The organism is Streptomyces sp. SD15 (assembly GCF_054462255.1).
This window is the reverse complement of record NZ_JBTLMO010000024.1, coordinates 19,320-40,836: the sequence shown is the minus strand read 5'-3', so window position 1 is coordinate 40,836 and position 21,517 is coordinate 19,320. Positions and strand designations below refer to the sequence as shown.

Here is a 21,517-nt window from a genome sequence, read left to right as displayed (position 1 = left end):
ATGGATCTGCCGGTGATGCCGCCCGTGAAGCCGATGCTCGCCAAGTCCGTGGCGAAGATCCCGCCGGACATGCAGTACGAGGCGAAGTGGGACGGGTTCCGCGCGATCGTGTTCCGCGACGGCGCCGAGGTCGAGCTCGGCAGTCGCACCGGGAAGACGCTGACCAGGTACTTTCCCGAGCTGGTGGACGCGTTGCGGGAGCGGCTGCCGGGGCGGTGCGTGGTGGACGGCGAGATCGTGATCGCCAAGGAAGGACGGCTCGACTTCGACGCGCTCACCGAGCGCATCCATCCGGCGGACTCGCGGGTGCGGATGCTGGCCGAGAAGACCCCGGCGTCGTTCGTGGCCTTCGATCTGCTCGCACTGGCCGACGAGTCCCTGCTCGACGTTCCGCTGGGTGACCGGCGCGCCCTGCTGGTGATGGCCCTGTCCGGGGTGACGCCTCCGGTCCATCTGGCGCCGGCGACCACGGAACGCGAGGTGGCGGAACGGTGGTTCGAGCAGTACGAGGGGGCCGGCCTCGACGGGGTGATCGCCAAACCACTCACGCTGCGATACCGGCAGGACGAGCGGGCCATGTTCAAGATCAAGCACGAGCGCACCGCGGACGTCGTCGTCGCGGGTTACCGCCTCCACAAGAGCGGCCCGATCGTCGGTTCCCTGCTGCTTGGGCTGTACGACGACGAGGGCACCCTCCAGCACGTGGGGGTGAGCGCCGCCTTCCCCTTGAAGCGGCGGGCCGAACTGGTGGAGGAGTTGGAGCCCCTGCGCATGGCGGATGTCGAGCGGCATCCCTGGGCTGCCTGGTCGGACGAGGCGGCGCACGAGTCCGCGCGGTTGCCGGGCGCGCCCAGCCGGTGGTCGACGAAGAAGGACCTCTCCTGGGTGCCGCTGCGGCCCGAGCAGGTCGCCGAGGTGGCGTACGACCACATGGAGAACGGCGTCCGGTTCCGCCACACGGCCCGGTTCCGCCGCTGGCGCCCGGACCGGTCCGCCGAGAGCTGCACGTACAGCCAGCTGGAGGAGCCGCTCGGGTACGACCTCGCGGAGATTTTCGGACCGCAGGACTGATCGCCCGATCACCTGACTGCCCGATCGCCCGACCTCCACATCATCTGACCGCCCAATCACCTGATCGACCGATCGCCTGACCACCCGATCGCCTGATCGCCCGATCGACGCCACCCTGGAGACTGAGTAATCAGTCCCCTTCATGGGCCGATCGGCCCACCTCGACGCGCATGAACAGAACTGTGCGGGTATGCCCATCGATGAACATATGAGCGCACAATCAATGGCACGGGAGAGGGTGGCACGGTGGGCATGCGGCAGATGGCGCGGATGCGGCGCGGCGCGATGACGGCGACGCTGCTGACCGCCGCGGTGACGGGTTCCCTTCTGACGGGCTGCACCTCGGGCGGCGGCGCGATCGACGACGGGCGCGGCCGAGCTCCCAGCCCCAGCCCCAGCCCCAGCCCAAACCCAAGCCCAAGCCAGGGACAGCCTCAGGGCGATACCGGCACCAGCACCGACAGCGTCGGTCCCGTACTCGCCGTGAAGATCGACAACGTGCGTGGGGCCCGGCCGCAGACGGGCCTCGACGCGGCGGACCTTGTGTACGCGGAGCAGGTCGAGGGCGGCCTGAGCCGACTGATGGCGATCTACGCGAGCAAGCTGCCGAAGGTCATCGGACCGGTGCGCAGCGCGCGCGAGTCCGACCTGGAGCTGCTGCGCCAGTTCGACGAGCCGACGCTCGCCTTCTCGGGAGCGCAGCACAAGCTGCTGCCGCTCATCGACAAGGCACCACTGACGGCGGCACCACCCGAGCAGCACTCCGACGCCTACTACCGCGGCAATGACAAGCCTTCCCCGCACAACCTCTATCTGCGCCCCCGGGAGCTGGTGCGCTCGACACCGGGCGCCGACGCACTCACCACGGGATTCCACTTCGGCGCGCCCCCCGAGGGCGGCACCCCGGAGACCTCACGCACGGTGCGCTTCCCGTCGGCCCGCTTCACCTTCGACTGGTCCGCGAGCCGACACCGCTGGCTGGTGTCGATGGACGGGACGCCGACGGTGACCACCGACGGGAAGAAGGTGGCGCCCGCGACCGTCGTCGTGCAGTACGTGAAGGTGCACAAGTCCACATTCCACGACGTCCTGGGCAACAACTCGCCCTACACGGAGACCGTGGGCTCGGGGACCGCCAAGGTGTTGCGCGACGGCCAGGTCTTCGATGTGAACTGGAAGCGCCCGACCGCCACGGACGGCACGGAGTTCACGACGACCGACGGTACGCCGATGAACTTCGCGACGGGTCAGGTATGGGTGGTCCTCGCGAAGGAGTGACCCGGACATCGGCCGGACAGGTCCTGGGTGCGGTGTCCCAGCCGACGCTCGATCGCCGCTCCCGCCTCCTGGCGGGCGGCGGCGAGCGCGTCCCGTGCCGCCTCGACCGAGTCCAGCCCCAAGGCGACCGTGATGTCCTCGCAGCCGACACCCGCGGTGAGTAGCGCCTCGACCGCGGCGCCGACGGCGGCCGCCGAGGCGCGGCGTGCCCGGTCGAGTCCGGCGAGTGTCCGCAGCAGATCGGGAGCCGTCGCCGCGTCGCTGAGACCGTCCTGCGCGGTGTGCCGCGCCTGATCGACGGTGACCCACCAGTCCGCGGGAGTGTGCGGGGAACAGGTGACGAGGGTCTGGCTCACGCCTCGAACGGCAGCCCCGTCTTCGCCAACTCCCGCGCCGCCGCCCCGAGCCCCTCCGCGAATCGCTCCACGCGCTCCTGCGTGAACCGCGTACTCGGCCCGCCGAACGACAGGGCGGCCACCACTCCGCCCCGCCCCCGCACCGGAACGGCCACGGCGGACAGCCCCTCCTCGCGCTCACCATGACTTGTCGCGAACCCGTGTTCACGCGCCTCCGCGACCCAGGAGTGCAGGGTGTCCAGATGGGCAGCCCCGTACGGCGAGGCCTCCGCGACCCGGCGCAGCAGCGCGTCCGACGCGTCGACGAGCAGGGCTTTGGCCACGCCGCCCGCCCACAGGGGGAGTTCGTCGCCGACGCGGACCACCTGCCGAAGGGTCTGCGGGCCCTCCTCCTGGGCGATGCAGACGCGGTGGATGTCCCGGCGTACGTAGAGGTGCACCGTCTCCTTGTACTCGGCGGCGAGGTTCCGCAGGATCACGCCGGCCGCGGGCGGCAGCCGCCAGGCCTGTTCGGCCAGGCGGGACCAGCGCAGCAGCGCCGGGCCCGCGATGTAGCGACCGTGTTCGTCCACCCACAGCAGACCGTTCAGCCGCAGGGTCCCCAGCAGCCGCAGCACCGTGGTCTTCGGCAGTCCGGAGACGGTCACGATCTCGCGGACGGACATCGCGGGGCGACTCTCGTCGAAGAGTCCGAGGATGTCGATCGCCCGCTGGACGGTCCGCATACCGGCGGGTTCAGACTCGGCTGCCATCTGTTCCTCCTCGAGGTCGGACCACGGTGCGGCCCTCCTGACGACTCTGCACAGGCACGGTACTCCGCCGAGGTCCACAGAGTGGACCTGAGCGAGGGCCCATACTGGAACGGCCGCAAAGGAGCAGCCATGAGCACTGCCGTCACGACCCCGTCCGCCCCGGCGGGCGAGAAGGCCCGCCCGGCGAGCAGCAGGGCCCGCTACGGTCTACTGGTCTCGCTGTTCATGATCACCGCGATCAACTATCTCGACCGTACGAACATGGCGGTCGCCCTCCCTCACATCACGGACGAGTTCAAGCTGTCCGCCACCGAGGCGGGCCTGATCCTTTCGGCGTTCTCATGGGTGTACGCGGCGCTCCAGGTGCCGGGCGGCTGGCTCGTCGACAAGGTCGGCCCGAAACTGGCGTTCGGCTACGCGATGGTCGGCTGGTCCCTGTGCACCGTCGCGTTCTTCTTCGCCCGCTCCTTCGGTGTGGTGATCGGCCTGCGGGTCGGCCTCGGCCTCTTCGAGACGCCGGCGTTCCCGGCCAACAACCGGCTGGTCAGCAACTGGTTCCCGAGCAAGGAGCGCGGCCGGGCCACCGCCTGGTACACGGCGGGCGAGTACGTCGGTCTCGCGGTCGCCGTGCCGCTGCTCTCCCTGTTGGTCGTGCACTTCGGCTGGCCGTCGATCTTCCTGGCGACCGGCGTCGTCGGACTGCTTTTCTCCGCGTTCTGGTTCAAGCGGGTGTACGACACCCCGGAGCAGAGCCCGCGGGTGAGCGCCGAGGAACTCGCGTACATCCGCCAGGACGGCGACGGCACGCCCGACGAGCAGGCCGCCGCGCGCACCGAGTCCACCTGGCAGGGGCTGGCGATCCTGGCGAGGAGCCGCCGGATGTGGGGCCTGTACATCGCGCAGTTCGCCAACACCTCGGTGCTCTTCTTCTTCCTGACCTGGTTCCCCAGCTATCTCGTCGACGAGAAGCACATGGACACCATCAAGGCGGGTTTCTGGGGATCGCTGCCCTACCTCTCCGCCATGGTGGGCGTCCTGATGGCGGGCTGGGGCTCGGACCGGCTGCTGCACAGCGGCATGTCCCGCACCTGGGCGCGGAAGCTGCCGGTGATGACGGGCCTGTGCCTGGCGCCGATCATCGTGGCGGCGAACTTCACGGACTCCGTGCCCCTGGTCATCTTCTTCATGTCGACGGCGTTCTTCGCCCAGGGCTTCATGCAGCTCGGCTGGGCGGCACTCTCCGACATCGCGCCGGTCCGCCTGATGGGTCTGGCGGGCGGCACGTTCAGCTTCGCGGCCAACCTCGGCGGCGCGCTCGCCCCGATCGTCATCGGCGTGATCATCGACCGTACGGGCTCGATGGCGGGCGGTCTGGTCTACGTCGCCGCGCTGTCGGTGGCGGGATTCCTCGCGTACGCCCTCCTGATCGACAAAGTCGAACGACTGGACGCTTAGGGCCTGTCGCCCTAGCGCTGGGCGATGAGGGGTTCCGTCGGATTGCGGAGCCCCTCCGCGGCGTCCGAGACCCGCTGGATGAGGTCGAAGAAGACGGCCTGCTCCTCTACGGAGAGCGGCCCCAGGAAGACCTGGTTCATCCGCGCCGTGCGGACGGTCAGCTTCCGGTGCGTCCGCGTCCCCTCGTCCGTCAGGCGCAGCACGGAGCGGCGGCCGTCCTGCGGGTCACGCACCTTGTCGAGCAGACCGCGGCGGCTGAGCCGACTGATGACCTCGGCGATGGTGGACCGGTCCAGTCCCACCCGCTCCCCCACCGTGCGCTGGTCCAGGCCCGGCTCCGCGACCAGCGCGTTCAGGACCGCGAACTGTGGCGAGGTGATCTCCTCGGAGACCATGGTGTTCCACAGCAGGTAGTGCGCCTGCTGCAGCCGCCGGGCCAGGTGCCCGGGGTGGGTGGAGAGGTCCACCGCGGCCATATGCGCTCCTCAGTATTCGTTGGTGTACTGAACGATACCCGTCCGGCGTCGAGCCTGCCTCCCTCCTTCCCCAGGACTCTCACCTGCATATTCCCTGCGGGTCTTGACTCTCCGGGGATCGGATGGCAGCGTGTTTGAAACCTCGAAGAAATAATCAGCGCACTGACTAATTCAGCTGACCGGTTCGACTGACCAGATCGACTGACCAGATCGATTGACTCACTGAGACGCTGGACGCTCGGGAGAGATGGGGCTTCACGGATGGACAAGGTGGTCGCCACGGCCCTGGGGGCGGTGGCCGATGTGCCGGACGGCGCGACACTCGCGGTCGGTGGTTTCGGCCTGAGCGGTGTGCCGAACGTACTGATCGAGGCTCTGTACGAACGTGGCGTCTCGGGGCTCGGCGTGGTCTCCAACAATTGCGGGGCCATGGAGTCCGGCCTCGCGATCCTGCTCGCGGCCGGGCGGATCGCCCGCGTCACCGGCTCGTACATCGGCGCGAACAAGGAGTTCGCCCGCCAGTACCTGGCCGGTGAGCTGGAGGTCGAGATGATCCCGCAGGGCACACTCGCCGAGCGGCTGCGCGCGGGCGGCGCGGGGATCCCCGCCTTCTACACCCCGGCCGGGGTCGGCACCCAGGTCGCGGACGGCGGGCTGCCGTGGCGGTACGACGGACAGGGCGGCGTCGCACTGGCCTCCCCACCGAAGGAGGTGCGCGAGTTCGACGGCACCCAGTACGTGCTGGAGCACGGCATCCGCACCGACTTCGCCCTCGTACGGGCCGCCAAGGGCGACCGGCACGGCAACCTGGTGTTCAACAAGTCCACCCGCAACTTCAACCCCCTCGCGGCGATGGCCGGGCGTATCACCATCGCCGAGGTGGAGGAGCTCGTGGAGCCGGGCGGGATCGACCCGGACGCGGTACATCTGCCGGGCATCTTCGTGCAGCGTGTCGTGGCGCTCACGCCGGAGCAGGCGACCGCCAAGATGATCGAGCGGCGGACGGTCTCGGCGCCCGCGGCGGACGGAACGGTGAGCGAGTAATGGCCTGGAGCAGGGAAGAGATGGCCGCCCGCGCCGCGCGCGAGCTGCAGGACGGCCAGTACGTGAACCTCGGCATCGGCCTGCCGACGCTGATCCCCAACTACCTCCCGGCGGACGTCGAGGTGATCCTGGAGTCGGAGAACGGCATCCTGGGCACCGGCCCCTATCCCAGCGAGGACCAGGTCGACGCGGACCTCATCAACGCCGGCAAGGAGACCGTCACCGTCCTGCCGGGGGCCTCGTTCTTCGACTCGTCGCTGTCCTTCGGGATGATCCGCGGCGGTCACATCGACGTCGCCGTGCTCGGCGCGATGCAGGTGTCCGCGGGTGGCGACCTCGCCAACTGGGCGATCCCCGGCAAGATGATCACCGGCATCGGCGGCGCGATGGACCTCGTCCACGGCGCCCGCACCGTCATCGTCGTGATGACGCACACCGCCAAGGACGGTTCGCCGAAGATCCTTGAAGAGTGCGCGCTGCCGCTCACCGGGAAGGCGTGCGTCGACCGGATCATCACCGACCTCGGCGTCCTCGACGTCACCGACGACGGACTGGTGCTGGTGGAGACCGCGCCCGGTGTGGCCACCGACGAGATCGTCGCCAAGACCGCCGCCAAGGTCCGTGTCACAGATGAACTCACTGATGAACTCACTGAGGAGAGCCGGCCGTGAGCCTGAAGGACGTCTACATCGTCGATGCGGTCCGTACTCCCATCGGCAAGTACAACGGCTCGCTGGCCGCCGTCCGCCCGGACGACCTGGCAGCCCACGCCATCCGTGAACTCCTCGGCCGCACCCCGGAGTTGGACCCGTCCCGGATCGAGGACGTGTACTTCGGCAACGCCAACGGCGCGGGTGAGGAGAACCGCAACGTCGGCCGGATGGCCGCCCTGCTGGCCGGTCTGCCCACCAGCGTCCCCGGCGTGACCGTCAACCGGCTGTGCGCCTCCGGGCTCGAAGCCGTCATCCAGGCCGCGCGGGCCATCGCGCTCGGCGACGCCTCCATCGCCCTGGCCGGTGGTGTCGAGTCGATGACCCGCGCCCCCTACGTCCTCCCCAAGAGCGACAAGCCCTTCCCGGCCGGACACGCCGAGCTGTACTCGACCACGCTCGGCTGGCGCATGGTCAACCCGAGGATGGACCCGCAGTGGACCATCCCGCTCGGCGAGTCGGCCGAACTCATCGCCGAGAAGCACAAGATCACGCGTGAGCAGCAGGACGAGTTCGCGCTCGCCAGCCACCGCAAGGCGGCCCAGGCACAGGCGGACGGCCTGTTCGACGGTGAGATCGCCCCCCTCTCCCTCCCGCGGCGCAAGGGCGATCCGGTCGTCTTCGGCGCTGACGAATGCGTACGCGCCGAGGCGTCCCTGGAGGCCATGGCCAAGCTGAAGCCGTCCTTCCGCACCGAGCACGGCACGGTGACGGCGGGCAACGCGTCGCCGTTGAACGACGGCGCGGCCGCTCTGCTCCTGGTCGACGAGGAGGGTCTGAAGGCCACCGGCCGCGAGCCCCTCGCCCGCATCAGCGCGACCGGCGTCTCCGCTCTCGACCCGCAGTATTTCGGACTCGCCCCCGTCGAGGCGGTCAATCGCGCACTCGCCAAGGCGGGCAAGGAGTTTGACGATCTGTCAACTCTTGAACTGAACGAGGCGTTCGCCGCCCAGGTACTCGGCTGCGTGGCCGAGTGGCCCGAGTTCGACCCGGCGGTCCTCAACCCGCAGGGCGGCGCCATCGCCCTCGGCCATCCCCTCGGCGCGTCGGGCGCCCGGCTCGCCGGAACCGTCGCCCACCAACTCGCCCGCAAGGGCTCCGGAGTTGGTGTAGCCACCCTCTGCATCGGTGTGGGCCAGGGTCTCGCCCTCGTCCTCGAACGATAGGAAGTCGACCATGGCTCTCACTCAGTCGGACATCGACATCGAGATCAAGGATCTCCAGGACGCCTACGACAAGGCGGTCGCCGGCGGCGCCCCGGTCCAGCACCATCCGGCACGCGACTACGCCCCGTACCGCAGCTCCCGGCTGCGCCACCCCAAGCAGCCGCTGGTCGCCGTGAACGGCGGCGACCCGGAGACGGTCGAGCTGTCAGGCCCGGCCTTCGGCGTCACCGACATCACCGAGATCGACAACGACCTGACCCTCCAGCACCGGGGCGAGCCGATCGGCGAGCGCATGACCGTCTCGGGTCGGCTGCTCGACCGCGACGGCCGTCCCGTGCGCGGCCAGCTCGTCGAGATCTGGCAGGCCAACGCCGCCGGCCGCTACGCCCATCTGCGCGAACAGCACCCGGCGCCGCTCGACCCCAACTTCACGGGTGTCGGGCGGACCCTGACGGACGATCAGGGCCGGTACACGTTCACCACGATCAAGCCGGGCCCGTACCCGTGGGGCAACCACACCAACGCGTGGCGGCCCGCGCACATCCACTTCTCGGTCTTCGGCACGGCCTTCACCCAGCGGCTCGTGACCCAGATGTACTTCCCGAGCGACCCGCTGTTCCGGTACGACCCGATCCTGCGGTCCGTGACGGACGAGGCAGCCCGGAACCGTCTGATCGCCACCTACAACCACGACCTCTCGCAGCCCGAGTTCTCCATGGGCTACGAATGGGACATCGTCCTCGACGGTCCCTCCGCCACCTGGATCGAGGAAGGCCGTTGAGCATGACCGAGCGGTTGCTCCCCACCCCGTCCCACACCATCGGCCCCTTCTACGGCCATGCCCTCCCCTTCCCCGGCGGCGCGCAGGTCGCGCCCCAGGGCCACCCCGACACGATCACCCTGCACGGCTACGTGTACGACGGCGCGGGCACACCGATCCCCGACGCCCTGCTGGACTTCTGGCAGGCGGCGCCCGACGGCTCACTCCAGGGCGCCCCCGGCTCGATGCGGCGCGACCCGTCGACGGGCGGCTTCCTGGGCCGCAACGGCATCGACTTCACGGGCTTCGGCCGGGTCGCCACGGACGCCGACGGGCACTACGCCCTCTCCACGCTGCCGCCGGGGAACGCCGGGCTGCCGTACATCAGCGTGTGCGTGTTCGCCCGCGGCCTGGTGCACCACCTCTTCACTCGCGCCTACCTCGCCGACGGCGCGGACCCGCTGCTCGACTCGCTCCCGGCCGACCGGCGCGCCACGCTGATCGCGGCCGAGGGAGCGCACCGCACGTACCGCTTCGACATCCGCCTTCAGGGCGAAGGCGAAACGGTCTTCCTGGAGTTCCGGTGACCTTGGCCCCTTCCGATGCCCTGCTCGCCCCTGGGTGGGCAGGCTCCGCCGCGTCCGCCGCGACCGCCGACGACGCGTTTCTGCAGGCGCTTCTCGACGCGGAGGCGGCACTGACGCGGGCTCAGGCGGGGCTCGGGCTGGCCCCGGCGGAGGCCGGGTCGGCGGTGTCCGCCGTCGCGGTCTCGGACCTCGACGTCCGGTCGATCGCGCTGCGCGCCCGAGGCGGCGGCAATCCGGTGATCCCGCTGGTCGCGGATCTGACGAAGGCGGTCGGCAAGGAACACGGGCCGTACGTCCACCGGGGCGCGACCAGCCAGGACATCATGGACACGGCGATGATGCTGATCGCCCGTCGCACCCTGGCTCTGGTTCTGGAGGATCTGGACCGTACGGCGCGGGGGCTGGGCCGGCTGGCCGCCGCGCACCGTGACACGGTGATGCCGGGGAGGACGCTCACCCAACACGCCGTACCGACGACCTTCGGACTGAAGGCGGCGGGGTGGCGGTCGCTGGCGCTGGACGCCCGGGACCGGCTTGCGGCCGTCCGGCTTCCCGCCCAACTCGGCGGTGCCGCAGGGACGTTGGCCGCCTTCACCGCGTTCGGCACCGACGACACGCAGGCCCTCGTGGCGTCGTATGCCCGTGAACTCGGCCTGGCCGAACCGGCGTTGCCCTGGCACACCCTGCGGACGCCGATCGCCGATCTGGCCGCGGGCCTGGCCTTCACGGCCGGAGCCCTCGGCAAGATGGCGGCGGACATCCTCACGCTCTCCCGTACAGAGATCGCCGAGGTCGCCGAAGGGACCGGAGGCGGGTCCTCCGCCATGCCGCACAAGGCCAACCCCGTGGCGGCCACGTTGATCGCCACTGCGGCCCGGCGCGCGCCGGGGCTCGCCGCCACGCTGTACGCGTCGATGGTCGCCGAGGACGAGCGGCCGGCCGGCGCCTGGCATGCGGAGTGGGAGCCGCTGCGCGATCTGTTGAGGCTGGTCGGCGGCGCCGCGCGGAACGCCGCCGAGCTGGTCGAGGGGCTCCGGGTGAACGCGGACACCATGCGTGAACACCTCGGTCTCACCCATGGGTTGATCGTCTCCGAGCGACTGGCCGTCGAGCTCGCTCCCGTGCTCGGCCGGGCCCGCGCCAAGGAGCTGCTGACGCGGGCCGCGCAGCGCGCCGTCGCCGAGAACCGGCCCCTGGTGGACGTGCTCGGCGAGGAACCGGAGCTCAAGGAGCTCGACCTCGCGGATCTCACCGACCCCACCCGCTACACGGGCTCCGCGGGAGCCCTCACCGACCGTGCACTGGAGCGACGTTGACCCAGAAACTGCTCAGCCACCACGCCGAAGGACCCGCCACCGCTCCCCCACTGCTCCTCGGACCCTCGCTCGGCACCTCGAGCGCCCTGTGGGACAAGGTCGCGCCCGAGTTGTCCGTCGCCCACCGGGTCGTCCGCTGGGACCTGCCGGGCCACGGCGGTTCACCCGCGGACCTGATCGGCCCGGGCGCGACGGTCGCCGACCTCGCCGAGCTGGTGCTGGCGCTCGCCGACTCGCTCGGCATCGACCGGTTCGGCTACGCGGGCGTCTCGCTCGGCGGCGCGGTCGGCCTGCACCTGGCCGTGCACCACCCCGAGCGGGTGTCCTCCCTCGCCGTTATCTGCTCCTCGGCCCACTTCAACGGCTCCAAGACGTGGCAGGAGCGCGCGGAGGTCGTACGCCGCGTGGGCCTGGCCGCGCTCGCCGAGACCGCGAACTCCCGTTGGTTCACGCCCGGCTTCACCGTTCCCGAGCTGGTCGCGGACCATCGCGCCGCGGACCCCGAGGCGTACGCGGCCTGCTGCGACGCGCTGGCCGCCTTCGACCTCCGCGACCAGCTGGCGTCGATCACCGCGCCGACTCTGCTGATCGCGGGCCGCGAGGACCCGGCGACCCCGCCCGCGCACCTGCGGGAGATCGCCGACGCGGTGCCCGGCGCGTCGCTCACCGAGCTCGCGGGTGCCTCCCACCTCGCTCCCGCGGAGCGCCCGGAGGCGGTGCTCGCCGCACTGCGCGGGCACTTCGACGGGTATGCGCAGCGGGGCATGGAGGTACGCCGCCAGGTCCTCGGCGACACACACGTGGACCGCGCGCAGGCACGCCAGACCCCCTTCACCGCCCGGTTCCAGGACTTCATCTCCCGCTATGCGTGGGGCGAGATCTGGACGGACCCGACGCTGGCCCGCCGCGAGCGCAGCATGATCACGCTGACGGCGCTGGTGGCGCACGGCCACTACGACGAGCTGGCGATGCACGTCCGCGCGGCGCGGCGCAACGGTCTCACGCCCGAGGAGATCGGCGCGGTACTGCTCCAGACGGCCGTGTACTGCGGCGTACCGGCGGCCAATTCGGCGTTCGCGGTGGCCCAGCGGGTGCTGGCGGAAGAGGACACGGAGGGATCCTGACCGTCAGGGTGACCCTGCCGGGCGTGGTGGCAAGACGTGGACCACCGTCGCCGACGGCGCGGCGGGTGTACTCGCCCTGGTGACCGGCGAGTCGGGCACGGGTGGGTACTTCGACGGTACGAGTCCCGCGTGGGCGCACGAGGGGACGTACGACCGGGAGGGCTGGAAGCGCCTGGAGACAGTGACCGATCAGCTCCTTTGAGGGGTGACGGGCCCGAGGGAACTACCGCAGCCCTCGCCCCGTCGCCAGCACCGCCTCCGCCTTCGCCACCAAACCGTCCGCCCCGCACGAACGTGCCAGCGTCAGGCCCTTGTTGAGCTCGGAGACCGAGCGCGCGGCGATGCCGTACTCGACGCGGGCCGCCGCGTGTTCGTACTGGCAGGGAGAGGCCTCGAGGTAAGTGACCGCCTGGGCGGCCAGGCGTGCCGCGCGCTGGCCCGATTCGAGGGCCGCCGCGCAGCGCAGGGCCTCGCCGATGGCGGTGTCCGTGCCGAAGCGCTCGGCCCTGCGGCGGGCGTCGGTGGCCAGTGCGGCGGCGCGCGAGGGGTCGTCCTTGGCCAGCGCGCGGGCCAGGTCTAGCGCCCAGGGCGCCAGCACCGTGTTGTGGTGGCCCCGCGCGGCGGCGGCCTTCTCGGCGGCCTCGAGTTCGTTGATGCCGTCCTTCGTGCGACCGGTGGCAAGGAGCAGCCGACCGCGTACGGAGCGGGTGTCGGGCAGCACGATCGTGGACGGGTACGGCGGCGCGAAGCCGTACTGCTCGGCGATCGCCGAGGCCTCCTGGACATCGCCGCGGGCGAGGAGCGTGTCGACGAGGTTGCAGGTGGCGGTCCAGTAGAGCGGGAGTCCACGCCCGACCCGCTCGGCGATGCGCAGCGATTCGCGCAGGGCCGTCTCCGCCTCCCTGAGCCGACCCCGCCTGCGATGCCCGACACCGACGTAGGCATGGGCGAGGGCGAGGTGACCGCCGCTCCAGCCCGCCGCCTCGTAGGTGCGCAGGGCTTCCGTGTAGAGGCTGTCGGCCCGGTCGAGCCGGTCCGCGTAGGCGTACGCGTTGGCCAGCATCAGCAGCAGTTCGATGCCCCACTCGGTGTCGGTCCAGCCGAGTCCCGGCGCGAGGCGGCCGTTGACGAGGGCACGGTCGCAGAGCTCCACGACCTCCTCGGCGCTCTCCCCGCGGGTCATCGCGTCGAAGCCGCGCAGTATGAGCAGCGCGCGCTCGGAGTTGTCGCGGCCGGTGCACGTCTTGACGAGTTCGGCGAGGCTGCGGGAACGCTCGGGAGAGTGCTCCTCGCCCGCGTGGATGCCCTCCCACATGTAGTGCACGGCCTGCAGCCGCATCCTGGCCGGTCCCGGAGCGAGCCGGGCCGTCTCCGCGTCGACCGTGCGGACGGCCTCTTCCAGCTGGTCGTTGTGGAGCAGCGCCTGCGAGAGGCGGAAGACGGCGTCCACGCGCAGATCGCCTTCGAGGCCGGGCATGTCGAGCGCGGCGCGCAGATGTCTGGTCGTGATGGAGGGGGCGGTCAGGAGGGTGGCGCAGCCCAGTTCGTAGAGCACGCGCGCGTGGACCTCCGGCAGCGGGGGCTCGGCGAGGGCGCGCTCCAGGCAGCGCCTGGCCGCGTCGGGGGCGCCGACGGCGAGGTGCTCGCGGGCCGCCTCGCGCATCTGCTCGACGAGTTCGGGGTCGTCGTCCGGGTGCACTTCGAGGAGGTGGCGCGAAGCCGCGGCGGCTCCGCGGCCCGAGTCGGTGACGGCCCACGCGGCCTGGCCGTGCATCGCGGTGCGCAGGGCGTCCGGGATCGAGCGGTAGACGGCAGTGGCGATGAGCGGGTGGACGAACTCCAGGTTGCCGTCGGCCACTTGACCGCTCGCGGGGTCGGTCGCGGTGAGGATGCGGGCCGCGCCGAGCAGTTCGGCGCAGCGCTGTGCCTCGTCGCGCTGCATCCCGGCGAGCTGGGCGGCGAGGTCGAGGGAGATCGCGGTGCCGAGGATCGCGGCCGCCCAGGCGAACCGGGTGGCGTCGATGCCGAGTCCTTCGAGGCGGGCGACGAGTCCGCGGCCGCGCGCCGAGCGGTTCAGGGCGCGCAGTTCGGCGGCCGACGCCTCGACCGGCTCCAGCTCGCTGTCCTGCACCTTGGCGAGGAGTTCGACGGTCTCGTACGGATTGCCGCCGGTGACGGCCCACACCTCGCGGCAGAACGGGGCGTCGGCGTGCTCCCCGAGCGTGACGTGGGTCAGACCCGCGGTCGCTTCGGGTGTCAGCTCGCTGAGGGTGACGACCGGGCGGGCCGCCGCGGCGACCGCGTCGAGCTGGCGGGCCCGCTCGCCGGTGACGTCGCCGGGGCGGCGGGCGACCACGACGAGGACGGGCAGGTCGTCCAGACGCTCGGCGAACGCGGCCAGCCACTGCAGGGTCTCCTGGTCGGCCCAGTGCGCGTCGTCGACGATCAGGACGAGCGGCCACTCGCGCTTGGCCAGCCTGCGCACCGCGGCGACCAGTCCGTCGCACACGCCCTGCGGGTCGGCCTGCCGGTCACCCGGGTCGGTGATGCCCAGCGCGGGTCCGGCGATCTCGTACCAGTCGCCCAGGTATTCGCGAGCCTCTTCGGGCATCAGCGAGACGATGGCGGGCTGGAGCAGTTGCCGTATGACGTTGAAGGGGACGGAGGTGACCGTCTCACCGCCGCGCGCCGACCACACGGTGCAGCCGTGGGCCTCCGCGATCCGGCGGGTCTCGGCGAGCAGCGCGGTCTTGCCGATGCCCGCCTCGCCGCTGAACACCAGCAGGCTGCCCGAGGACGAGGCGTCCGCGCGCAGGGACTGAACGGCCCCTTCGACGTCGGCGATTTCCGCCTCTCGCTCCCACAAGGAGGCCGAGGCGGCCGGTCCGGGCCGTGCCTCCGTCATCCCGCTACCTCCCCAAAGGTCGCCCAAACGACGTACTGGCATCGAGCCTAGCCGTCCGGAAGCCGATGTGGAGGGGGGTCAGGGCACCTGTTGCCGAGACAGGTGACGCAAGGTGTCCGCAGGCGACGCGTCGGGGCGCCGACCAGCCGCCGTGAAAGTTGTCGACCGTCAACAGCCCCGAGAATGAAGCTGACTTTCCGACATCGTCAGGCAGCGACACGGCCCCGGGAGGAACCCATGAGCGCCCCGCGCACAGCTTCGCCCCGCGCACCGCCGACCCCCGGCGCACCCGGCGCAGAGCCCTGCTGGCGGGCTCCGTCGGCAACTTCATCGAGTGGTACGAGTTCGGGGTCTACGGCTACTTCGCGACGATCATCGCGGCGCGGTTCTTCACACCGGAGGGCGGCAGCGAGGTCGAGGCCCTGGTGAAGACGTACGCGTCCTTCGCACTGGCGTTCTCCTTCCGGCCCGTGGGAGCGGCGCTGTTCGGACGGCTCGGCGACCGGATCGGGCGCCGCCCGGTGCTGATCCTGGTGATCGTCCTGATGACGGCCGCGACCTGCCTGATCGGCGCGCTGCCCACGTACGCCACGGTCGGCGCCCTGGCGCCCTGGCTGCACACCTTCCTCCGGGTACTCCAAGGACTCTCCGCGGGCGGGGAGTTCGGGGGCGCGGTGTCGGTGATGACGGAGTTCGCGCCGCCGCGCAGGCGCGGGCTGTACGGGTCGTGGCAGTCGTTCACAGTGGCGCTCGGTCTGCTGGGCGGTGCGGGGGTGGCGGCGCTGCTCGCCACGGTGCTCAGCGCGCGCGAGCTGGGCGACTGGGGCTGGCGGCTGCCGTTCCTGCTGACGCTGCCGCTCGGCCTGGGCGCGCTGTGGCTGCGGCTGGACGAGACGCCGGCCTTCAAGGAGGAACGTGAGCCGTGCGCCCGCCCGGCCGCGAGGTCGCCCGAGCCATCGCGCTCGGCGCGGGACGCGTCATGGGCTGGGCGGCGGCCGGTTACACCTTCCTCGTCGTCGTGCGCGGTCTGACCGGCGGGCGCCTCGACCACGACGTCGACGGCGCCCTCGCCGCCCGCGGCACCGTCCACGGCCCACTGTCCAGCGTCTGCTCGCGGAGCCCTACTACGCGTTGCCCGCACCCAAGACGACCGGCAAGGAACTCTTCCACCTCGGCTATCTGCGCGACGCGTTGGCCGGGTTCGGCACTCTGACCGCCGAGGAGGTCATCGCGGCCCTCACCCGTCTCACCGCCCGCACGGTCGCCGACGCCGCGCGCTCGGTCGGGGCGACGGAGGTGATCGCGTCCGGCGGCGGCACCCGCAATCCGGTGCTGATGGCGATGCTGGGCGCCGAGTTGGCGGGGCCGGCGCTGCGCACCTCCGACGAGTTGGGGCTGTCCTCGACCGCCAAGGAGGCGTACGCCTTCGCCGTCCTCGGATTCCTGACCCTGCACGGCCTCGCGGGCACCGACCCGGTGAGCACCGGGGCGCGGCACGCGAATGTGCTCGGCTCCCTCACTCCGGGTCGGGACGGGCTGCGGCTGCCGCCCAAGGCGCGTGAGGCGCCGGTGCGGCTGGTCGTCTTGAAATGACGCTCCCGGTCGAAATGAAGCTCCCGGGCCCCCCTCTCATCCCCCTTTCACCCAGGGCTCATACGGTAAGCACATGACGCAGGTGACTCCCCCCGGCTGGTATCCCGACCCCGGGCAGACAAGTGACAGTCCCGCCACCGAACGCTGGTGGGACGGCAAGACATGGACGGACCAGACCCGCCCCGTCGGGTCGGCCGCCGCATGGGGTTCCCCGGCGTACCCGCCGGCCGCCGGCCCCTATCCGGCCCTTCCCCCGACTACACCACGGCGCGGGCTGCGCACCGGCATAGCCGTCGCGGCCGCGATCGCGGTTCTCGCGGGCATCGGCGGCGGCGTGTACGCCCTGACCAAGAGCGACGGCGGCAGCGGGAACAGCGCCAACTCCCAGGCTCCCGGCGGCCAGGGCGGAGTCGGCGGCCAGGGCGGCACGGCCGGGCCCGACGGTGGCCAGGGCGGGCCGGGCGGCCTTCCCGGCGGTTCGGGGGGCTCCGGCGGCCAGACCCCGGCGCCGGGCGAGTCGGCCCAGCCGCAGACCGAGGACGGCTACGCCACCGACGCGCTCAGCGGCATCAGCATCCCGGTGCCCGACGACTGGACCGGCCAGAGCGGCACCGGGGGCGCCGCCGTGTCGACCGACGCCACCTACAAGTGCCCGGGCGACACCTCGCAGAACTGCCAGCGGGGCGGCGCGTACTCGACGCTCGCGCAGGTGCAGGGCATCAAGGCCACCACGGCCGAGGCGGCTGCCAAGGAGGACATCTCGAAAAACGCGGAGGAGTCCTACGGGGAGGGCTACGGCGAGATCACCTCGCACACGCAACTCGCCTCCAAGGCGGTGACCGTGGCCGGCGAGAAGGGCTATCTCGTCCGCTGGAAGGTCGTGACCAGCAAGGGCGAGGACGGCTATGTCGAGTCGCTCGTCTTCCCCTCCCCCGTCGACTCCAAGTCGCTGGTCGTCGTCCGCTTCGGCATCGACGTCAGCTCCAAGGCGCCCAAGCAGGCCGTGATCGACGAGATCACCAAGGGCATCAAGGTCGCCTCCGGTACCAGCGGCAGCGGGCAGAACGTATAGCCCGTACGTCTCCTGGACCGTACAGCCCGTACATCTCCCGGCCCCCCGGACACAGATCGGCCGGGTGGGGCACCCCTCCGCTCAAGGGGAACCCCACCCGGCCGGGGGGTGCGCGCCGCCCCCGTCCCCACGGTGCGGCGCGAGCAGGCCGACGTCCGGTCATCCCGCGGACGGCGACCTGAGTCTCAGGTCAGGCCCAGGGCCGGAATCACGACCGCCTCCACGAACTTTGTGAGATACGCCGCATCCGCGTTCCGGCCCTCCAGGACAGGACGCACGCGTACGACACCGAACAGCTGCGCGGGGATGAATTCCAGCGCCGGGTGGTCGGCGGCGATCTCGCCCCGGTCGACCGCGCGGGAGATCATCGCCTGGACGGCGGCGACCTCGGGCTCGATGAGGGCGTGGCGCAACGCGTCCTGCAGCTCCTTGTCCTGCATCACGGAATGGCCGAGGGCCTGGAGCAGCTGGGTGTCGGGGCCCGACCAGTCGTCGGCCGTCTGCGCCACCGCGCGCAGGTCGTCGGCGAGCGAGCCCGTGTCGATGCCCGCGAACCGCGGACAGCGCCTGGCCCGCAGCGCGGCGGCCACGAACTGGGGCTTCGTCTTCCACTGCCGGTACAGCGTGGACTTGCTGCAGCGGGTGCTCGCGGCCACGCCGTCCATGGTGAGCGAGTCGTAGCCGCACTCGCGGATCTGCTGGAGCACAGCGTCGTAGAACTCCTGCTCACGCTCGGGCGTGATTTTGGAGCGGCGCGAGGCGACGACCGTCTCCGGTCCGTCCGCGGCCTGCGACGTCATGGCTCTTCTCCTCGCTCGGTGGGTGGTCCGCTTCACACAGTCTAATCGATACGCCAGTGTACCGGTACGGCCTCGTATCGGTACACTGCCGTATCGGTACATGACCGTATCGGTACCCTGTCGTATCGATGAGTCCTGGACAGAACCCACTCCCATGTCGGGTAGACGGCGAGTGGATCCTGCCCTGGGCTCACCGCGCACCACCCCACGCAAGACCATCAGCAAAGGGGCCGGGGGATGGATTCCCGAACCGAGCCTGCAGAACCGGAGCCGGCCGCGGCGAGACGGCGGCCGTCGCCGCAGCACACCGCGACGCGGCCGCCGATCATCCGTGAGCTCCTGCTCGTCGTAGGACTCTTCGTCGTCTACAAGTTCGGTCGGCAGCTGGCCACCGGGCACACCGCCGAGGCTTTCCGCAACGCGGACCACGTCTGGGACTGGGAGCGGGCCCTCCACCTGCCCGGCGAGGGCGCCGTGCAGGGCGCGCTGCTCCACAGCGGCACCCTCGTGCACCTCGCGAACACCTACTACGCGACCGTCCACTTCCCGGCCACCGTGGCCTTCCTGGTCTGGATGTACCTGCGGCGCCCGGTCCACTACGTGTGGGCCCGCCGGGTACTGGCCGTGGTCACCGCCGCCGCCCTGGTACTGCATCTCACCTTCCCGCTCGCCCCGCCCCGGCTGCTGGCCGCGGCGGGCCTGGTGGACACCGGACAGGTGTACGGGCCCACGGTGTACGGGGCGCACCCGGCGACCGACGAGATCGCGAACCAGTTCGCGGCGATGCCCTCGCTGCACTTCGGCTGGGCGCTGATGGTGGCGATCGGCCTGATCGCCGCGGCCCGCTCCCGGTGGCGCTGGCTGTGGCTGCTGCATCCGCTGGTCACCCTGCTGGTGATCGTCGGTACGGCGAACCACTACTGGCTCGACGCGATCGTGGCCACCGCACTGCTCGGCATCGCCCTCGCCGTGATCCACCTCCCGCACCAGACGCACACAACCGCCGGGCGCGCACAAGAGCTCGTCGCCGGGGAAGCCGGCGAGGCCAAGGAATCCGTACCGGAACTCGTGGGGGCAGGTCGATGAACGCCACTCTCGCCGCCGTCGTCCTGTCGCTGTTCTCGGCCGTCGCGTACGCCGCCGCGGCCGTGGCCCAGGAGCGGCTCGCCTCCCGGACCGCCGACTCGGGCGTGCTGCGACTGCTGGGCAGCGGGGCCTGGTGGTGGTCGGTGGTACTGAACGCGTCCGCCGCGCTGCTGCATGTCGCCGCGCTCAAGTACGGCACCCTCACGCTGGTGCAGCCGCTCGGCGCACTCACTCTGGTGGCCGCGGTGCCGCTCGGCGCGCGCGTCGCCGGACGGCGGGTCAGCGCGGTCGAGTGGCGCGGCACCGCGCTCACCCTGATCGGACTGGCCGCGCTGCTCGTCACGGCGTCCGGGCACGCGCCCGACAACGTGCTGAGCACACCGCAGGCGCTGGGCGTGGCCGCCACGACCGCCGCGCTGATCGGCATCCTGTCGCGGCCCGGCACCCGGCCGGGGCTGCGGCACGCGACCGCCTCCGGGTTCGCGTCGGGTGTCGCGTCGGCGCTCACGCAGACGGTGACGGTGGCGGCGACGGACCGCTCCGGCCCGCTGCTCAGCGCCCAAGTGATCGTGGTGGCCCTGCTCGTGGCGGCCTTCGCGACGGGTGGCCTGCTCCTGTCGCAGACCGCCTACCGCGGTGGGCTCGGCGCTCCCCTCGCCGTCGTGACGCTCGCCAATCCGGTCGCCGCCGCGGCGATCGGCCTCTCCTTGCTGGGCGACCAGATCCGGGGCGGCGCGGCGGGCCTGCTGCTGGCCGCCGTGGGAGCGGGGTTGGCGTCCTGGGGCGTGGTGACGCTGTCGCGCTCGGCACCGGAACTGCCGGAACTCGCGGTGTCGGAACTCGCGGTGTCGGAACCCGTGGTGGACGAGGACCATCCGGTCGCCGCGGTGCTGGCACTGGAGCCCGGATCGGCGGCGTACGAGCCCTCGTTGCTGCCGAAGCAGCCTGGAGCGGTACCGAACCCGGGGCATCTGACGCCCCTGTGAAACCCCCTGCTGAAACCCCCTGCACAGAAAGGGCGGCTGCGGAAAAATCCGCAGCCGCCCTTTCTTGTCAGCGGATTGCCGTGTGCAGGGTCAGCCCAGCCCGCGGGAGTCCTGCTTGAGCGCCGTGTCCACGGTCAGTGCCGTGGCGACGACGAGGCTCAGCAGGGGCTCGGGGAGCTGGAAGTGAATCTGCAGGACGTAGTTGTCCGCAGTGGTGAACATCGTCTTGGCGAGGCCTTCCCAGGTCTTGGTGATCCGGGCGACCTCGTTGTCCGCGTGGTCGACGATCGCGAAGTTCCAGGCGCGCCAGTTCTCCGCCTTGATGGCGCCGACCTGCTGGCCGTTGGCGTTGATCGCGAAGTTGATCTTCCCGATCATGTTCTGCTGCACGATCTCGCCGACGGGCGAACCGTCCGGGCGCGTCACGATCACCCGCGACTTCATGAACTTCCGGGGCCGTGTCAGCAGCAGCACCGGCTGGCCGTAGGCGTCCCGGATCTCCAGCTTGTGCGTCATGAACTGGTCGACGCTGGCAACGAAGCGCAGAGCCTTCTTCAGTGCGCTCTGCCCGACCTGGACGACCGAGCCGAGCTGGTTGCCCTGCTGGTCCATGACCTTGTACTCGTTGGTCAGCTCGATCAGCTTGGCCTTCTGGTTCACCACCAGGACCGGCTCGGTGAACAGGGTGCCGCCGCCCGCGCCGCCGGCCGCGACCCCGGCCTGCTGCTGCACCTGCTTCTGCACGCGCGGGTCGGGGCCTGCCGCCGGCTGTCCGTACGGCTGCTGGGCCTGCTGCGGCACCTGCTGTCCCGCCTGGGCCTGCTGGTCCGCATTCGTGTGCTCGGTCCACTGCGACCCGTCCCAGTAGCGTTGCGTCTGGGGCGCCCCGTGCGGATCCGGGTACCAACCTGCAGGAGTGTTCGAATGCGTGGTCACCGGGGCACACTACCGCGAGTTGGCCGGAAAACAACCAGAGTTCG

20 protein-coding genes and 1 pseudogene are annotated in these 21,517 nt (G+C 71.1%); 15 read left to right on the top strand and 6 right to left on the bottom strand.

What is annotated here, in order from left to right; translation table 11 throughout:
- Both ACX28W_RS23660 and ACX28W_RS23655 read left to right on the top strand, forming a co-directional pair.
- The gene (locus ACX28W_RS23660; RefSeq protein WP_459001253.1) at positions 1-1,071 is read left to right on the top strand and encodes an ATP-dependent DNA ligase; all 1,071 of its coding nucleotides are present in this window, start codon (positions 1-3) and stop codon (positions 1,069-1,071) included.
- A 252-nt stretch (positions 1,072-1,323) separates the two neighbouring features.
- Positions 1,324-2,349: a DUF3048 domain-containing protein gene (locus tag ACX28W_RS23655; protein WP_459001252.1), complete on the top strand. Its 1,026-nt coding sequence runs from the start codon at positions 1,324-1,326 to the stop codon at positions 2,347-2,349.
- Here the strand turns inward: ACX28W_RS23655 and ACX28W_RS23650 are convergent.
- Both ACX28W_RS23650 and ACX28W_RS23645 read right to left on the bottom strand, forming a co-directional pair.
- On the bottom strand, positions 2,319-2,705 hold the full coding sequence (locus ACX28W_RS23650; protein ID WP_459001250.1) for a hypothetical protein: 387 nt from the start codon (positions 2,703-2,705) through the stop codon (positions 2,319-2,321). The two genes, ACX28W_RS23655 and ACX28W_RS23650, sit on opposite strands and share 31 nt — an antisense overlap.
- Complete coding sequence (locus tag ACX28W_RS23645; RefSeq protein ID WP_459001248.1) at positions 2,702-3,457, bottom strand: IclR family transcriptional regulator; 756 nt, start codon at positions 3,455-3,457, stop codon at positions 2,702-2,704. The genes ACX28W_RS23650 and ACX28W_RS23645 overlap by 4 nt, the downstream gene beginning before the upstream one ends.
- Positions 3,458-3,586: 129 nt before the next feature.
- Here ACX28W_RS23645 and ACX28W_RS23640 point away from each other — a divergent pair, with 129 nt between their 5' ends.
- On the top strand, positions 3,587-4,912 hold the full coding sequence (locus ACX28W_RS23640; protein ID WP_459001246.1) for an MFS transporter: 1,326 nt from the start codon (positions 3,587-3,589) through the stop codon (positions 4,910-4,912).
- An 11-nt stretch (positions 4,913-4,923) separates the two neighbouring features.
- Here ACX28W_RS23640 and ACX28W_RS23635 read toward each other — a convergent pair whose 3' ends face one another.
- A complete protein-coding gene (locus ACX28W_RS23635) occupies positions 4,924-5,388 on the bottom strand; it encodes a MarR family winged helix-turn-helix transcriptional regulator (RefSeq protein ID WP_459001244.1) in 465 nt (154 codons plus the stop codon).
- A 261-nt stretch (positions 5,389-5,649) separates the two neighbouring features.
- Here ACX28W_RS23635 and ACX28W_RS23630 point away from each other — a divergent pair, with 261 nt between their 5' ends.
- The 8 genes from ACX28W_RS23630 to ACX28W_RS23595 all read left to right on the top strand — a co-directional run bounded on the left by ACX28W_RS23630 (position 5,650) and on the right by ACX28W_RS23595 (position 12,297).
- The gene (locus ACX28W_RS23630; protein WP_459001242.1) at positions 5,650-6,432 is read left to right on the top strand and encodes a CoA transferase subunit A; all 783 of its coding nucleotides are present in this window, start codon (positions 5,650-5,652) and stop codon (positions 6,430-6,432) included.
- A complete protein-coding gene (locus ACX28W_RS23625; protein ID WP_459001241.1) occupies positions 6,432-7,103 on the top strand; it encodes a CoA transferase subunit B in 672 nt (223 codons plus the stop codon). The genes ACX28W_RS23630 and ACX28W_RS23625 overlap by 1 nt, the downstream gene beginning before the upstream one ends.
- Before the next feature lie 2 nt (positions 7,104-7,105).
- Positions 7,106-8,308 carry a thiolase family protein gene (locus ACX28W_RS23620; protein ID WP_459001352.1) on the top strand — a complete coding sequence of 401 codons (1,203 nt, stop codon included), beginning with the start codon at positions 7,106-7,108 and terminating at the stop codon, positions 8,306-8,308.
- A 10-nt stretch (positions 8,309-8,318) separates the two neighbouring features.
- Positions 8,319-9,089: a protocatechuate 3,4-dioxygenase subunit beta gene (gene pcaH / locus ACX28W_RS23615; RefSeq protein WP_459001240.1), complete on the top strand. Its 771-nt coding sequence runs from the start codon at positions 8,319-8,321 to the stop codon at positions 9,087-9,089.
- A gap of 2 nt (positions 9,090-9,091) precedes the next feature.
- Positions 9,092-9,655 (top strand): protocatechuate 3,4-dioxygenase subunit alpha, encoded by a 564-nt coding sequence (gene pcaG, locus ACX28W_RS23610; RefSeq protein ID WP_459001238.1) that lies wholly within the window; start codon positions 9,092-9,094, stop codon positions 9,653-9,655.
- The gene (pcaB, locus tag ACX28W_RS23605) at positions 9,652-10,971 is read left to right on the top strand and encodes a 3-carboxy-cis,cis-muconate cycloisomerase (protein ID WP_459001236.1); all 1,320 of its coding nucleotides are present in this window, start codon (positions 9,652-9,654) and stop codon (positions 10,969-10,971) included. Before pcaG ends, pcaB begins: the two co-directional genes overlap by 4 nt.
- On the top strand, positions 10,968-12,095 hold the full coding sequence (gene pcaDC, locus ACX28W_RS23600) for a bifunctional 3-oxoadipate enol-lactonase/4-carboxymuconolactone decarboxylase PcaDC (protein ID WP_459001235.1): 1,128 nt from the start codon (positions 10,968-10,970) through the stop codon (positions 12,093-12,095). Before pcaB ends, pcaDC begins: the two co-directional genes overlap by 4 nt.
- 79 nt (positions 12,096-12,174) lie before the next feature.
- Positions 12,175-12,297: a hypothetical protein gene (locus ACX28W_RS23595; protein ID WP_459001234.1), complete on the top strand. Its 123-nt coding sequence runs from the start codon at positions 12,175-12,177 to the stop codon at positions 12,295-12,297.
- Between the two features lie 21 nt (positions 12,298-12,318).
- Here the strand turns inward: ACX28W_RS23595 and ACX28W_RS23590 are convergent, their stop codons facing one another.
- Entirely contained in the window at positions 12,319-15,000 is a 2,682-nt protein-coding gene (locus ACX28W_RS23590) for an ATP-binding protein (protein ID WP_459001233.1), read from the bottom strand.
- 237 nt (positions 15,001-15,237) lie between these two features.
- On the opposite strand from ACX28W_RS23590, the pseudogene ACX28W_RS23585 reads away from it, so the two are divergent.
- Both ACX28W_RS23585 and ACX28W_RS23580 read left to right on the top strand, forming a co-directional pair.
- Positions 15,238-16,593, top strand: a pseudogene (locus ACX28W_RS23585) (anhydro-N-acetylmuramic acid kinase).
- A 73-nt stretch (positions 16,594-16,666) separates the two neighbouring features.
- Entirely contained in the window at positions 16,667-17,665 is a 999-nt protein-coding gene (locus ACX28W_RS23580) for a DUF2510 domain-containing protein (protein ID WP_459001232.1), read from the top strand.
- A gap of 185 nt (positions 17,666-17,850) precedes the next feature.
- Here ACX28W_RS23580 and ACX28W_RS23575 read toward each other — a convergent pair whose 3' ends face one another.
- Complete coding sequence (locus ACX28W_RS23575) at positions 17,851-18,465, bottom strand: TetR/AcrR family transcriptional regulator (protein WP_459001231.1); 615 nt, start codon at positions 18,463-18,465, stop codon at positions 17,851-17,853.
- Between the two features lie 237 nt (positions 18,466-18,702).
- On the opposite strand from ACX28W_RS23575, the gene ACX28W_RS23570 reads away from it, so the two are divergent.
- Both ACX28W_RS23570 and ACX28W_RS23565 read left to right on the top strand, forming a co-directional pair.
- Positions 18,703-19,551, top strand: a complete 849-nt coding sequence (locus ACX28W_RS23570; protein WP_459001230.1) for a phosphatase PAP2 family protein — start codon at positions 18,703-18,705, stop codon at positions 19,549-19,551.
- Positions 19,548-20,537 (top strand): DMT family protein, encoded by a 990-nt coding sequence (locus ACX28W_RS23565; protein WP_459001228.1) that lies wholly within the window; start codon positions 19,548-19,550, stop codon positions 20,535-20,537. The genes ACX28W_RS23570 and ACX28W_RS23565 overlap by 4 nt, the downstream gene beginning before the upstream one ends.
- A gap of 90 nt (positions 20,538-20,627) precedes the next feature.
- Here the strand turns inward: ACX28W_RS23565 and ACX28W_RS23560 are convergent, their stop codons facing one another.
- Positions 20,628-21,473, bottom strand: coding sequence for a phospholipid scramblase-related protein (locus tag ACX28W_RS23560; protein ID WP_459001227.1), 846 nt, complete (start codon positions 21,471-21,473; stop codon positions 20,628-20,630).
- Between the last annotated feature and the right edge of the window lie 44 nt (positions 21,474-21,517).